Source organism: Thalassospira sp. CH_XMU1458, assembly GCF_037027205.1.
GTDB lineage: Bacteria > Pseudomonadota > Alphaproteobacteria > Rhodospirillales > Thalassospiraceae > Thalassospira > Thalassospira tepidiphila.
Map to the genome: position 1 here is coordinate 687,046 of NZ_JAYMDW010000002.1, position 13,809 is coordinate 700,854.

Sequence of the window (13,809 nt, forward strand, 5' to 3'; positions counted from 1 at the left end):
GCCTCTGACAAATTCAGACTGTCAGAGGCGTTTTTGTTTTCGGATTGGGGCACTTTACCCTTGTCTCACACAGGGTGAACGGGGTAGTTCCTATGCGCGAAAGTTAAGGGAGTTTGATGTGCAGACCGACCAGAAAAAGGCGCTTTACGAAGAAGCGCAAAAAGAGCTGACAAGCATCACTGAAGGCGAAACCAACGTTCCCGCCCTGATGGCAACCGTATCATGCGTCTTATCGCAAAAGTTCGACTATTACTTCTGGACCGGCTTCTATAATGTTGATCCGGAAAAGGAAAACGAACTTGTCGTCGGGCCGTATCAGGGCACGCTTGGCTGTCTTCGTATTCCGTTTGGTCGTGGTGTTTGTGGTGCAGCCGCATCAACCCGCGAAACGCAGGTGGTCGCGGACGTTCATGCTTTTCCTGGTCACATCGCATGCGATAGCCGGACCAATTCCGAGATCGTTGTGCCGGTGATCAATGCGGATGGACAGTTGATCGCCGTGCTTGACGTCGATAGTGTCGAGCACAATTCGTTCGATGAAACGGATCGCATTGCACTTGAAACTTTAATGCAGCGCATTTTTGCGCAATGATAACCCACAAGTCCCGACCAATCGGGACAGCGGACAACACAAACTTTGGAAGATAACCCATGGCTGGCAGTGTCAATAAAGTCATTCTCGTCGGGAACCTTGGCCGCGATCCTGAAATCCGGTTTACCCAGGCTGGCAAAAAGATCGCCAATTTCAGCATCGCAACCTCCGAACAGTGGCGTGACCGTCAGTCCGGTGAGCGCCGCGAGCGCACCGAATGGCATCGCATCGTTGTTTTCAACGAAGGCCTTGCTGATGTCGTTGAGCGCTTTGTGAAAAAAGGCAGCAAGCTTTACATCGAAGGCCAGCTTCGTACCCGCAAATGGCAGGGGCAGGATGGCAAAGACAACTACACCACCGAAGTTGTTCTTGAAGGCTTCAACTCCAACCTGACCATGCTTGATAACCGCGGCGAAGGCGGCGGCATGGGTGGCGGTTCATCCTCTGGTGGTGGCTATGGCGGCGGCCAGGATAGTGGTGGCGGCTACGGCGGCGGTTCTGACGCTGGTTGGGGCAATGGTGGTTCTTCCGGTGGTGGATCCGCACCGGCGGGTGCACCGGACCTCGATGATGAGATCCCGTTCTAAGCAATCGCTTAATGATATCGATCTAAAATCCCTCCGAAACGCTGGTTGTTTTGGGGGGATTTGTTTTTGTGAGATTGTTCGCATAACCATCCCGAAGCGTCTGTCACAAAATCACCTGAAGTTGGTCTACAAGACTATAAACAAGCGATAAAATCTGATTTAAGAACGAAAACTCGGCCAATCGCGAAACAAGGATGACCTGTTGACCGGTCCAATATTTGGAACCCCGCGTGTGGGGCAAAGCTATAACGTACAGGACTGTGTCTATGCCGTGATCAAACGCGAAAACGGCGACGTTGCCGTTGCGCGCACCCCCAAGGGTATTGTTCTTCTTGGCGGAGGTGTTGAAAACGGTGAAAGCGAACAGGACGCGCTTTGTCGTGAGGCCTATGAAGAATCGGGTTATCGGGCGCGCATCATCTCGCGGCTTGGTTTTGCGTCACAGTATGTTAATAACCCGGCCAAGGATCGATACCGTCTTAAGCGCGCTACCTTTTTCCTGTGTGAATTAACCGAAAAGCTCGGCCCGCCGGTCGATCAGGATCACGAACTGGTCTGGATGCCATACAAAGAAGCCCATGAAAGCTTACTTCGGCCATTTCATCAATGGGCACTGGAATTTGTGGGCTAGCCACAGCACTTCTTGAATTTTTTGCCCGATCCACACGGGCAGGGATCATTTCGACCGGCTTTGGCTTTGACAGGTGACGCGTTGATTTGGCTCACGCCCGGGAATATCCCGTCAACATAGAACCACTTGCCATCACGACGTTCGAAATTGGATCGCTCGTGCAGTTGGTGTTGTTTGCCGTTCTCATCAAAATGGGCAACGAATTCAACAATCCCGGTTTGATCAAGAATACCGCCAGCAACGCATTCAATGATGTCCAAGCCAGTCCAGCGCGTTGTGTGCTGCGCAATACTTTCTGCATCAAAGCCGGAACGATTTTCCTCTGCCAGCGTTGATAATAGGTAGTCCCCATTGCGCAGTACGAAGGCAGAGTAGCGTGATCGCATCAATTTTTCGGCCGTTTCGGCACTTGCCGTCCCGGAATGATACTTCCCACAGCAGACGCCGTAATCTTTCAGGCTGCCGCAGGGGCATAAAGTGTCTGCTGGCAAGGTTGGCATGATGAACTCCGGTCAAATGGCATTTTGACGTCACCATACAGCAGGGGCCATTCGCACGCCACTTTGCCAAGCCCCGGAATTTCGCCTTGAACTTTCACAGATGCACAAATTGCCTTTGTTTCGCCGTATATCGATCCTAGCGTGAAGGATCGGCATTTTGCTTACCCGACTGTTTTTGTCGGTTATAATTGCTAGGATGCTGATATTGAGTGATTAATATAACTGAAACACTGGTCAGAAGTTCTTGACGAATTTGGTCGGGTTTAGATATATTAATAAATGCGGGTGGGGGCCCATAGGCACCGCCGGATCAACGTCCGGCCAATTGGCGGACATGTAAATTGTCGATTTGCTTCGAGTAAGGATGAGACACGATGAATGAACTTCTTATTTGCGTCTACTGTCCTCTTCCATAGGTGACCTTGGAATGAGTTACGACCGGACCACGCTTCTTTTCTGACAAAATCCGGTCGTCCACGTGAATTAATTCACAACCGATAGTGTTTGCACGTCATCTAGCTTCTGACGGACTCCGTATTAAGAATAGATGCCGACGTGCAAACCTCTCAGGAGGACATAGAATGAGCGCCATTAAATTACCTGCTGTTTCCCAGGAAGAGGGTTTCTCGGGCTATCTCCGTGAAGTCTGGAAATTCCCGATGCTTACGGCGGACGAAGAATACATGCTGGCCCACCGTTATCAGGACCATGATGACACCGAGGCTGCCCACAAACTTGTTACCAGTCACTTGCGTCTTGTTGCCAAAATCGCGTTTGGTTATCGCGGTTACGGCCTGCCGATGGCAGACCTTGTCGCGGAGGGCAATACCGGCCTGATGCGTGCCGTGCAGAAGTTCGATCCGGAACGTGGTTTCCGCCTGTCGACTTATGCGATGTGGTGGATCCGTGCTGCGGTGACTGAATACATCCTGCAAAGCTGGTCGATGGTCAAACTCGGCACCATGGCGGCGCAGAAGAAACTGTTCTTCAGCCTGCGTAAAGCCAAGCGTCAGCTTAACATTTATGACAATGGCGAACTTTCGCCAGAGGAAGCTGATCAGGTTGCCGAAAAACTTGGTGTGACCGGTCGTGAAGCGCTTGAAATGAACCGCCGTCTTGCGGCGCGCGATTTCTCGCTTAACACTCCGATGCCGAAAGACGAGGGGATGGAATATCTCGATACCCTGTCGTCTGACGCACCGAGCCCAGAAGCACTGGTTGCCGATGCCGAAGAACGTGTTCTTCATAACGGCATGCTGAAAAACGCACTTGGCGAATTGCCTGAACGTGAACAGGAAATCATCAAGGCCCGTTTCCTCAGTGATGATCCGATCACGCTGGAAAAGCTTGGTGAACGTTTCGGTGTCAGCCGTGAACGCGTCCGTCAGCTTGAAGCACGCGCCTTCAAGAAAATTCAGGAAAGCGTCCTGACGCAGCACTCAGCAGCGTAACAAAGCTTAAATAGACCAAATCAAAAGGCGGCATCCTAATGGGTGCCGCCTTTTTCTCATTCCGTTGGTCTTGCTCAGATTGTCAGTGGGTCACCCGGATGAGAGCACATCACGTGATTTCGCAATAACTTCAATGGTCTTGTTCCAAAGCGCGTATTTGGTCACTTCCTTGACACTGACCCACTTGGCGTCAGCCGCATCACCGCCAAGCGTGATATCGGGATTAAGCGCCACCGCGACAAAATCAATCAGCGTGTAGTGATATTCGACCTTGTCGTCATCATTGGTGGAAATCATGTCCACCGCATCGACCAGGATCGGGCTTGAGATTTTGACCCCGGTTTCTTCCAGAACTTCGCGGCAAACAGCATCGCGCACCGTTTCGCCCAGCTCCTGCGCACCGCCCGGAAGGCTCCAGGTGCCGGCATGCGGTTCCTTGCCGCGTTGGATCAAAAGAACATGGTCCTTGTGCCAGACAACGGCACCAACACCGACGAGAGGACGCGGTAAAAAGGTTCGCTGATCAAGTTCAGTAATCGTCATCGTCTTCTTCCAAATCATCGTCCGGGTCAGGGACCTCATGCACGACCTTGCCGGTCATTTCTCGGGCCCGAATACCGGGGGTGCCAAGAAACTGTTCTTCGGATTCCGGATGGAGTGACATCACAAAATCTTTCGATGGCGCGTCACCGATGGCGAACTGCCGTGCGGTTTCGTAATCAGGAGCACGTACCTTGGCCGTCTTTATCCCGACCGAACCGTCATCATCGTAAATATATTCAACAATCCAGACCTGCAAAACGTCTCCACAACAATTCTGATCTGCAAATTACGGTTTGTTGGTTGCACCGCAAACTTGAATACTGCTATCACTTTAATAAGCGGGAATAACCCGGCTTTAAGTCCCAGCTTTGCCATATTCTCACGTACAATGACCAAAAGCCAAAGACTAATCTCAAGTTTCGGCTTTTGACATTTGGCTCTTCTGCACAGGTGCTCAATGAACGCCAAGCGCGACGACAACGATGATCCGGAAAACAAAGGTTCGGAGCACGTCCTCCCAAGCCCAGGTATGTTTGCCCGGATAAGAGCCTATTTCCTTACTGGTGTGCTGGTCAGCGCGCCTCTTGCGATTACCTTCGGGCTTGCCTGGTGGTTTATCGAATTCGTCGACAGCAAAGTCATCCCGCTGATCCCGGCGCATTACAATCCGGAATCCTATCTTCCTGTCGGTTATCAGGAATACGGGATCCCCGGATTTGGCCTGTTGGTTATTATCGTTTTCATCACCGTGGTTGGCTGGTTCACGACCAACTTTGCCGGTCGGGCGTTAATTAAGCTTTACGAACGGATTCTTGGCCGTATTCCGGCGGTACGCAGCATCTATGGTGCCGTTAAACAGATCCTCGAAACGGTTCTCGCCAACCAGTCGAATGCTTTTCGTCAGGCGGTTCTTCTGGAATACCCACGCCGCGGGATGTGGGCGATTGGCTTTATCACCGGCGAGACCACAGGTGAGGTGCAAAACCTGACCGAAGACAAGGTCATCAACATCTTCCTGCCGACCACGCCAAACCCGACATCGGGCTTTTTGCTGTTCGTTCCGCGCCGGGATGTTGTCATCCTTGATATGACGGTCGAAGAGGCCATTAAAATGGTGATGTCAGGCGGTATCGTAACCCCGCCGGACCGTCGCCCGGCCGAACAACGCAATCATCCGCAGGTCGCCGCCAAGACCTACGAGGATGTCGATACGTTGCGTGAAAAGGAAAACGTTCCGATTCTGGTGTCGCGCGACATTCCGGCCCGGATGGAAACATCCAAAACGTCCGAGCCGAAGTCAAAAGACGGTAAAACGCCCGAAGACGCGTGATCCCATTGTATCAAATGGCATGAAATACTGAAAAGGGCGCATCCAACCGGTGCGCCCTTTGTTCTTTGTTATCCGGAACGGAAATATCGAACCGCTTCGTCGCGTTCAAACAGGTACAACAACAGACGCAATGCATCGCCGCGCGCCTTCTGCAGATCGGGGTCGCGATCAACGATCAGGCGGGCATCATCGCGCGCAATCGCCAGCAAATCACCATGTAGCTCAAGATTGGCCAGCCGGTATTCCTGAAGGCCGCTTTGACGGGTGCCAAGAACCTCGCCCGCGCCGCGAAGTTTCAGGTCTTCTTCGGCGATGATGAACCCGTCCTCGGTTTCGCGCATGATTTTGAGACGCGCCTTGGAAACCTGTCCAAGCGGACTGCCATACAGCAACAAACAGGTCGATGCCGCATCCCCACGGCCAATCCGCCCGCGAAGCTGATGAAGCTGGGCAAGGCCAAAACGCTCGGCATGTTCAATCACCATGATCGTTGCTTCGGGCACGTTGACACCGACCTCGATCACAGTGGTTGCAACAAGGATGGATGTGTCGCCATTGGCGAACTTTTCCATCACCTCGTCTTTTTCCTTGCCCTTCATCTTGCCATGGACAAGGCCAACATGATCCTGACCAAATAGCTCTGCCAGTACCCGGTACCGTTCATCGGCGGCTTGCAGATCCAGAACCTCGGAATCCTCGACCAGTGGACACACCCAGTAAATCTTGGTGCCGCTGCGCATCGCACGCCCGATGCCGGAAATGACATCATCTACCTTGTCGATCGGCAGTACGCGGGTATCAACCGGTTTACGCCCCGGTGGTTTTTCATCCAGCCTGGAAACTTCCATATCGCCAAAGGCGGTCAGGGTCAGCGTACGTGGAATAGGTGTCGCGGTCATGACCAACACATCAACCGCCTGACCTTTGCCAGCCAGCATAAGGCGCTGATGCACGCCAAAGCGATGCTGCTCATCGACAACCGCAAAGGCAAGATCGTGGAACATCACGTCATCCTGAAACAGAGCGTGCGTTCCAACCGCAATCTGGACGTCCCCATTGGTAAAACCTTCAAGCGCAGCCTTGCGTGACTTGCCCTTATCGCGGCCTGTCAGAATGGCGCATTTGATCCCGATTTTCTCCAGAAGCGGCGAAATGGTTTCAAAATGCTGGCGGGCAAGGATCTCAGTCGGCGCCATGAGGGCGGCCTGACGTCCACATTCAACCGCATTTAACATCGCCATCAACGCGACCACGGTCTTGCCCGAACCAACGTCGCCTTGCAGCAGGCGGAGCATGCGGCCTTCGCTTGCCATATCGTCATAGATATCGCCAAGTGCGCGTTGCTGCGCACCGGTCATGGCAAAGGGCAGGTGATCACCAAGTGCTGCACGCAGGCGTCCATCCCCCTTGGTTACACGCCCGCCAAGCTTGCGCATCTTTGCCCGGATCAATGTCAGGGCCAGTTGATTGGCCAACAACTCGTCATAGGCAAGTCGCTTGCGGGCAGGATGATCGGGTGACAGGTCCGTTTCATCTTGCGGATTGTGGATGGTGTAGAGTGCCGTTTTCAAATCGGGCCATTTGTGGCGCGCGACCAGTGCCGGGTCATGCCATTCTGGCAAATCGGGAAGCGTTTCAAGCGCACCGCGCACCGCCTTGGTCAGCGTCTTGCCCGTAACCCCGGCCGACATCGGATAGATCGGCTCGACCGTCTGGATTTCAGCACGCTCGGCCTCTGTACCAATCCGGTCGGGATGAGTGATCTGATATTCCCCGCGATAATGATCGATCTTGCCCGAAACAATCCGCTTCTCACCGACCGGCAAAACGTCATTAAGGTATTTGGCCCGCGCATTGAAAAACGCCAGTACAAGTGTACCGCTTTGCGTTTTGCAGATCACGCGATAGGGGCGACGACGATTGGGCGCGGGCTCATGGCGTTCGACCCAGACATCCATGGTGACGACCGACCCGTCAATGGTGTCCGAAAGGTCGGGCGAAAACCGGCGATCAATAATGCCCGATGGCAAGTGCCAAAGCAGGTCGGCGACATGTTCCCCGCCAATCAGGCGCGCTACCAACGGCTTTAACCGCGGACCGATACCGGCCAGCGTGTCGATTTCAGCAAAAAGCGGGAACAGAATTTCCGGGCGCATGTCGGTTTTCGTTGAAACTTTCGATGAGAACGTTAATAGAACAATTGTGTTTATGGCACGGGTATACAACAAAACTATCCCGCCACAACCATCAAGTCATCATTTGATACAAAATGACCCGATCACGGCATGGACCCGTAGGAGATTTTGCCGTACAAACCATGCCACAGAACAGGCTGCAGTGGCCTTCCCCAAGGGACTGCACAGGAAGTCAGGAGATCGAAGAATGACCGACACCGTATCGGGCCTTGAAATGCGCCGTAAAAAGCTGCTGTTTCGTGGAAGCCATCGTGGCACCAAGGAGAACGATATCCTGATGGGGCGTTTCATGGACAAGCATCTGGCGACCCTGACGGCAGAACAGCTTGATAGATTTGAAATCCTGATCAATGAAGTACCGGATGCCGATTTCTTCAAATGGGCAACCGGCAAGGAAGCGGCACCTGCACAGTATGACACGGATGTCCTGCGCATGATCCGGGACCTGAGCAACGCCTGACAAGACATTGAACAAACTCAAAGAAATCATATCGACCAACGGTCGCAAACGGGTAGGCGGTGTGCCGGAAGGCGCAGACGCCCTGATCCTGCGTGAACTGCTTGATAGTGCGGGCAAGAACAAGACCGTTCTTCATGTGGCGCGCGATGACAAGCGCATGGCCCAACTGGCGGAGGCATTGCAATTCTTCGCCGGTGAAATCGAAGTCCTGACGCTGCCGGCGTGGGATTGCCTGCCTTATGACCGTGTCTCACCGATTTCGGAAGTCACCGCACGGCGCGTCGAAACGCTGACAACCCTTGCCGACAGCAAGGAGTCCGCAGCCGGCAATGGCCGTATCGTCCTGACAACCGCCGCCGCGGCAATGCAGCGTGTCCCGACCGTTGAGGTCATGCGCAAAGGCAAGCTGGCGTTCAAGGCTGGCAGCGAATATGACCGCGCCGAGCTGACCGCCTATTTCGAGCGCATGGGCTACAACCGTGCAGAACAGGTGATGGAGCCCGGCGACTACGCCGTCCGTGGTGATATTGTTGATATCTTTGCCCCGGGCATGAAGGAACCGGTTCGGCTTGATTTCTTTGGTGACGAGATCGAAAGCATCCGTCGCTTTGATGTCGAAACCCAGCGCACCGTCGGCAAGGTTAAGGAAATTTCCCTGTTGCCCGTCGGCGAGGTCTATCTAGACCCGGATAGCATTTCGCGGTTCCGAAGCAGCTATCGCGAGCTGTTTGGCGCGGTATCGCAGACCGATCCACTTTATGAATCAATTTCCAACGGCCTGAAATATGGCGGGATGGAACATTGGCTGCCGCTGTTTCATGACGGGTTGGATACGATATTCGCCTATGTGCCCGAAACCATCATCAGCCTTGATTATCAATATGGCGAGGTCATCGAAAACCGCCTTGAGATGATCGATGATTATTATCAGGCACGTCTCAATATCAAGGGCGGCGGGCTATCGGGCGACAATGTCTATAAACCGGTGCCGCCAGAACGGCTTTACCTTGACCAGGCAGAGTTTGACCGCATGTTGTCAGACCGCCCGGTTCTGGAATTCTCGCCCTATTACGATGATGAAAACCCCGAACGCGGTATTTACGATCTTGGTGCGCGGGCAGGGCGCGATTTCGGCGATGTGCGTGCGCGTGCGGACGTCAATCTGTATGACGAACTCCGTGATTTCATCACCACACAGCGCGGCAAGGAAAATCAGGTTGTTATCGCAGCCTATTCGGATGGGTCGCGTGATCGCATCGTGTCATTGCTGCGCGAGCATGGCGTGGGCAAAGTCGTTACCTGCGAATGCTGGGAAGATGTTACCGACGATCTCACCTTTGAGCATGTCGGCGTCGTCATCCTCGATATCGAACGTGGTTTCCGGCGCAAGGGCCTTTGGTTTGTTACCGAACAGGATATCCTTGGCGACCGCATGAGCCGCCCGGGTGGACGCCGTCGCAAGGCCGACAATTTCCTGCGTGAGGCGTCCGAGATTTCAGAAGGTGACCTTGTTGTCCACCTCGAACACGGTATCGGGCGCTATCTGGGCCTGAAAACCGTGACAGCTGGCGGCGCACCGCATGATTGTCTCGAGCTTGAATATGACGGCGGCGATAAACTGTTTGTTCCGGTCGAGAATATCGAGGTCCTGTCGCGTTATGGATCGGACGAGGGGATCTCGATCCTTGATAAGCTCGGCGGTGTTGCCTGGCAGGCCCGTAAGGCCAAGCTGCGCGAACGCATCCGCGATATGGCAGGCAAGCTGATCAAGGTTGCCGCCGAACGTCATCTGCGCAAAGGCGCCATGCTTCAGGCACCTGAGGGTGCTTATGACGAATTCTGCGCCGGTTTCCCGTTTGCCGAGACCGAGGATCAGGCACGCGCCATCCGCGATACCCTTGATGACCTGTCGGCTGGCAAGCCAATGGATCGTCTCGTTTGCGGCGATGTTGGCTTTGGCAAGACAGAGGTCGCAATGCGTGCGGCCTTTGCCGCCGTGATGTCGGGCAAGCAGGTAGCTGTTGTTGCGCCGACGACACTTCTTTGCCGGCAGCATTACCTGAATTTCAAGGAGCGCTTTGAAGGCCTGCCAGTGCGGGTTGAACAGCTGTCGCGCCTTGTCACTGGCAAGAACGCCAAACTGGTCAAGGCGAACCTCGAAAGCGGCCATGTCGATATCGTCTGTGGCACCCATGCGCTTTTGGGTACGGGTGTGCATTTCAAGGACCTAGGTCTTCTGATCGTTGACGAGGAACAGCATTTCGGCGTCAAGCACAAGGAACGCCTCAAGGAACTGAAATCCGATGTGCATGTCCTGACCCTGACCGCGACGCCAATCCCGCGGACCTTGCAACTGGCCCTGACCGGGGTGAAGGAACTTTCGATCATTGCCACACCGCCGGTAGACCGTTTGGCGGTGCGCACCTATATCACCCCTTATGACCCGGTTGTCGTGCGCGAGGCCATCTTGCGCGAACGCTACCGTGGCGGCCAGATTTTCTATGTTTGCCCACGGGTCAATGAACTTGACCGGGTTGCCAAGGAACTTCAAAACCTTGTGCCGGAAATCAAGTTTGATGTGGCGCACGGCCAGATGGGCGCGCGTGACCTTGAACAGGTCATGACCGATTTCACCGACCGTAAGTTTGATTTGCTGCTTGCGACCAACATTATTGAGTCAGGTATTGATGTTCCAAACGCCAACACGATGATCATTCACCGGTCAGACATGTTCGGCTTGGCGCAGCTTTATCAGTTGCGTGGCCGTATTGGACGTTCCAAGCAGCGTGCCTATGCCTATCTGACCTTGCCCAATGGCAAGAAACTGACGGCGACCGCGCTTAAACGACTGGAAGTCATGCAGACCCTTGACAGTTTGGGTGCCGGGTTCAATCTGGCGAGCCACGATCTTGATATTCGCGGGGCAGGGAACCTGCTTGGTGAAGAGCAATCCGGCCATATCAAGGAAGTCGGGATCGAGCTTTATCAACAGATGATCGAAGAAGCCGTGGCAGAAGCCAAGGGCGAGATTGATGCATCCGAAGAAGCAAGTTTCGTCCCGCAGATCAATATCGGCATGCCGGTTCTGATCCCGGATCGCTACGTGCCGGACCTTGGTGTGCGGCTTGGTCTTTATCGCCGTATTTCTGAACTGAGATCGCGTGAAGAGGTCGACCAGTTTGCCGCCGAAATGATTGACCGGTTTGGCAAATTGCCCAAGGAAGTCGAAAACCTTCTGGATGTGGTCACCATCAAACAATGGTGTCGGGTTGCCAATATCGAGAAACTTGATGCGGGCCCGAAAGGGGCACTCATCACGCTTCGGAATAACGAGTTCCCGAACCCGGCCGGTTTGATCGGCTTCATCCAGCAACAGGTTGGTGTCGCCCGCCTGCGCCCGGACCACAAGATCGTCTATTCCGCAGGGTGGGATGGTCCGACTGACCGGCTTGAAGGCCTCAAACGATTGATGAAACGGCTTTCGGATATCGCAGGAAACGCATAAAGAAAAGGCGGGTAACAAATTGTTATTCCGCCTTTTTCAATTCTCAATGGGCTCTTGTTTAGACCGGAATTTCTTCCTGCCGCGCCAGTCGGATCATACGTTGAAGGATATCGGGTTCCTGTGCGCCGGACAGGGCATGGCGGCTGTTAAACAGGAAGCACGGTACACCGGTTACACCCATCTGATGCGCGACCCGGTTTTCCTGACTGACAAATTCCCGGTCCATATCACCGGCAAGATATTCAAGAATTTCGTTTCTGTCTTCGCCATGGCGAACTGCGATATCGGCCAGGAGTTCATGATTGCCGATATCCTGACCTTCAAGGAAATAGGCCACGAACAGATCTTCGACCAAATCATTGCCAACCGCTGGCCGTTCTGCGCACACCTTGTAGATCAGGCGATGAGAGTCCGTTGAATCCGGCGTTACGTTGATCAGATCAAACCTGAACGGGATACCGACTGCAGCCCCGGCATCCTCGATCGCCTTGTAAACCCGCTCAGCACTTTCGCTTCCGCCGAACTTTGCGGATAGATAAAGTTTGCGATCAATGCCGCCGCTCGGCATATCCGGGTTAAGCAGGAAAGGGCGCCAATGAATGATAAGGTTATCAAGCTTTTCGCGTGACAACGCCTTTTCAAGGCGCTTCTTGCCGATATAGCACCACGGACAAATCGTATCTACAATCGCCTCGATCCTGATCGGCGAATTTGATGCTTCACTTTGTCCGAACTGCCAGTTCATTCCACTTTATCCATTCAAGAAAGACGTTCCGGTCGCCAGCGGCGCAATCCCGAGATGGTCGGCAACCGTTTGACCGATATCGGCAAAGGTTTCGCGCATCCCGAATGGTCCTGGCGCAATCGCCGGTCCGAAGGCAAGGATCGGCACGAATTCGCGTGTATGGTCATTGCCGCGCCAGGTCGGGTCACACCCGTGATCGGCGGTAATGATCACCAGATCACCGGGCTTTAACGCGGCGCGCAGTTCCGGAATTCGTTGATCAAATTCCTCAAGCGCGTTTGCATACCCGGCGACATCACGACGGTGACCGAATTCCATATCGAAGTCCACCAGGTTGGTGAACACAATGCTGTTATCCGGGGCTTCGTCGATTTCTTTCATCATGGCATCAAACAGCGCCATGTTCCCCGACGCCTTGACCTTTTTGGCGATCCCGCGATGGGCATAGATATCGGCGATTTTACCAACCGAAATCACCGTGCCACCCGATTGGCTGAACAGATCAAGCAGCGTTGGTTTATGGGGCGGAACGGCAAGATCACGACGGTTCGAGGTCCGCTTGAAATCAGCAGGCGTTTCACCAAGGAACGGGCGGGCAATTACACGCCCGATATTGTAGGGTTCAACCAGTTTGAAGGCGATTTCGCAGACTTCATACAGGCGATCGAGGCCAAAATGCTCCTCGTGGGCGGCAATCTGAAACACACTGTCGGCCGAAGTATAGCAAATCGGCTTGCCGGTTTTGATATGCTCTTCGCCAAGCTCTGCGATGATGGTCGTGCCCGATGCATGGCAATTGCCAAGAATGCCTGGCAGCTTGGCCTGTTCGATCAGGGCATTGGTCAGCTCCGCCGGGAAGGTCGGGACGGTCATGGGAAAATAACCCCAGTCGAAATCCACCGGCACACCGGCAATTTCCCAATGGCCACTTGGCGTATCCTTGCCGCGCGATAGTTCCTTGGCATGGCCAAATGCGCCGATCATTGCACCGCCATGATCAAGCCCGGGCGGGACACGACCTGTGGCATCCTTGGCAGCCTCGCCAAGACCAAGTGCGACCATGTTCGGCACATTCAGGGGACCACTGCGCTTGTCGCTATCGGCAAGGCCTTTGGCACATTGTTCTGCAATGTGGCCAAGGGTATCAGAACCCTGGTCACCAAATTTTGCCGCGTCCGGTGCCGAACCGATCCCGAAGCTGTCCGCCACGATAATGATGGCACGTGCCATTGATGTCTTCCTTCAAACCTTATCCGGGCAATGCGATGCC

The 13,809-nt window shown here is 54.0% G+C and carries 13 protein-coding genes; 7 read left to right on the forward strand and 6 right to left on the reverse strand.

The genetic code is table 11. From position 1 onward, the window contains the following. The first annotated feature begins 118 nt into the window (after positions 1–118). The 3 genes from WBY09_RS10570 (at position 119) to WBY09_RS10580 (ending at position 1,810) form a co-directional block, all read left to right on the forward strand. The gene (locus WBY09_RS10570) at positions 119–592 is read left to right on the forward strand and encodes a GAF domain-containing protein (protein ID WP_197147498.1); all 474 of its coding nucleotides are present in this window, start codon (positions 119–121) and stop codon (positions 590–592) included. Positions 593–651: 59 nt separating this feature from the next. Then, the gene (gene ssb, locus WBY09_RS10575; RefSeq protein ID WP_008891015.1) at positions 652–1,179 is read left to right on the forward strand and encodes a single-stranded DNA-binding protein; all 528 of its coding nucleotides are present in this window, start codon (positions 652–654) and stop codon (positions 1,177–1,179) included. 202 nt (positions 1,180–1,381) lie between these two features. Continuing rightward, a complete protein-coding gene (locus WBY09_RS10580) occupies positions 1,382–1,810 on the forward strand; it encodes an NUDIX hydrolase (protein ID WP_063089603.1) in 429 nt (142 codons plus the stop codon). Here the strand turns inward: WBY09_RS10580 and WBY09_RS10585 are convergent. Beyond that, positions 1,807–2,310, reverse strand: a complete 504-nt coding sequence (locus WBY09_RS10585) for a YchJ family protein (RefSeq protein ID WP_197147497.1) — start codon at positions 2,308–2,310, stop codon at positions 1,807–1,809. The two genes, WBY09_RS10580 and WBY09_RS10585, sit on opposite strands and share 4 nt — an antisense overlap. A gap of 581 nt (positions 2,311–2,891) precedes the next feature. Here WBY09_RS10585 and rpoH point away from each other — a divergent pair. Further along, positions 2,892–3,761 (forward strand): RNA polymerase sigma factor RpoH, encoded by an 870-nt coding sequence (gene rpoH / locus WBY09_RS10590; protein ID WP_008891018.1) that lies wholly within the window; start codon positions 2,892–2,894, stop codon positions 3,759–3,761. A 90-nt stretch (positions 3,762–3,851) separates the two neighbouring features. On the opposite strand, the gene WBY09_RS10595 is transcribed toward rpoH, so the two are convergent. Together WBY09_RS10595 and WBY09_RS10600 are read right to left on the reverse strand one after the other, a co-directional pair. Beyond that, positions 3,852–4,304 (reverse strand): NUDIX hydrolase, encoded by a 453-nt coding sequence (locus tag WBY09_RS10595; protein ID WP_063089598.1) that lies wholly within the window; start codon positions 4,302–4,304, stop codon positions 3,852–3,854. Further along, positions 4,291–4,560, reverse strand: coding sequence for a hypothetical protein (locus WBY09_RS10600; protein ID WP_120224738.1), 270 nt, complete (start codon positions 4,558–4,560; stop codon positions 4,291–4,293). The genes WBY09_RS10595 and WBY09_RS10600 overlap by 14 nt, the downstream gene beginning before the upstream one ends. Before the next feature lie 201 nt (positions 4,561–4,761). Here WBY09_RS10600 and WBY09_RS10605 point away from each other — a divergent pair, with 201 nt between their 5' ends. After that, positions 4,762–5,634, forward strand: a complete 873-nt coding sequence (locus WBY09_RS10605) for a DUF502 domain-containing protein (RefSeq protein ID WP_008891021.1) — start codon at positions 4,762–4,764, stop codon at positions 5,632–5,634. A gap of 68 nt (positions 5,635–5,702) precedes the next feature. Here the strand turns inward: WBY09_RS10605 and recG are convergent, their stop codons facing one another. Beyond that, a complete protein-coding gene (gene recG, locus WBY09_RS10610; RefSeq protein WP_197147496.1) occupies positions 5,703–7,790 on the reverse strand; it encodes an ATP-dependent DNA helicase RecG in 2,088 nt (695 codons plus the stop codon). 226 nt (positions 7,791–8,016) lie between these two features. Between recG and WBY09_RS10615 the strand changes: the two genes are divergently transcribed. Together WBY09_RS10615 and mfd are read left to right on the forward strand one after the other, a co-directional pair. Next, a complete protein-coding gene (locus tag WBY09_RS10615) occupies positions 8,017–8,289 on the forward strand; it encodes an FAD assembly factor SdhE (protein WP_197147495.1) in 273 nt (90 codons plus the stop codon). Between the two features lie 7 nt (positions 8,290–8,296). Continuing rightward, entirely contained in the window at positions 8,297–11,794 is a 3,498-nt protein-coding gene (gene mfd / locus WBY09_RS10620) for a transcription-repair coupling factor (protein ID WP_336232696.1), read from the forward strand. A 58-nt stretch (positions 11,795–11,852) separates the two neighbouring features. On the opposite strand, the gene WBY09_RS10625 is transcribed toward mfd, so the two are convergent. After that, positions 11,853–12,539 (reverse strand): DsbA family oxidoreductase, encoded by a 687-nt coding sequence (locus WBY09_RS10625; RefSeq protein WP_197147493.1) that lies wholly within the window; start codon positions 12,537–12,539, stop codon positions 11,853–11,855. 6 nt (positions 12,540–12,545) lie between these two features. Continuing rightward, positions 12,546–13,769 carry a phosphopentomutase gene (locus WBY09_RS10630; protein WP_197147492.1) on the reverse strand — a complete coding sequence of 408 codons (1,224 nt, stop codon included), beginning with the start codon at positions 13,767–13,769 and terminating at the stop codon, positions 12,546–12,548. Between the last annotated feature and the right edge of the window lie 40 nt (positions 13,770–13,809).

Excerpts from the sequence above, each read along its gene's own strand:
- WBY09_RS10615 (WP_197147495.1), top strand. The coding sequence starts at position 8,017 with ATGACCGACACCGTATCGGGCCTTGAAATGCGCCGTAAAAAGCTGCTG.
- WBY09_RS10605 (WP_008891021.1), top strand. The coding sequence starts at position 4,762 with ATGAACGCCAAGCGCGACGACAACGATGATCCGGAAAACAAAGGTTCG.
- WBY09_RS10595 (WP_063089598.1), bottom strand. The coding sequence starts at position 4,304 with ATGACGATTACTGAACTTGATCAGCGAACCTTTTTACCGCGTCCTCTC.
- recG (WP_197147496.1), bottom strand. The coding sequence starts at position 7,790 with ATGCGCCCGGAAATTCTGTTCCCGCTTTTTGCTGAAATCGACACGCTG.
- WBY09_RS10625 (WP_197147493.1), bottom strand. The coding sequence starts at position 12,539 with ATGAACTGGCAGTTCGGACAAAGTGAAGCATCAAATTCGCCGATCAGG.
- WBY09_RS10585 (WP_197147497.1), bottom strand. The coding sequence starts at position 2,310 with ATGCCAACCTTGCCAGCAGACACTTTATGCCCCTGCGGCAGCCTGAAA.
- rpoH (WP_008891018.1), top strand. The coding sequence starts at position 2,892 with ATGAGCGCCATTAAATTACCTGCTGTTTCCCAGGAAGAGGGTTTCTCG.
- WBY09_RS10630 (WP_197147492.1), bottom strand. The coding sequence starts at position 13,769 with ATGGCACGTGCCATCATTATCGTGGCGGACAGCTTCGGGATCGGTTCG.
- ssb (WP_008891015.1), top strand. The coding sequence starts at position 652 with ATGGCTGGCAGTGTCAATAAAGTCATTCTCGTCGGGAACCTTGGCCGC.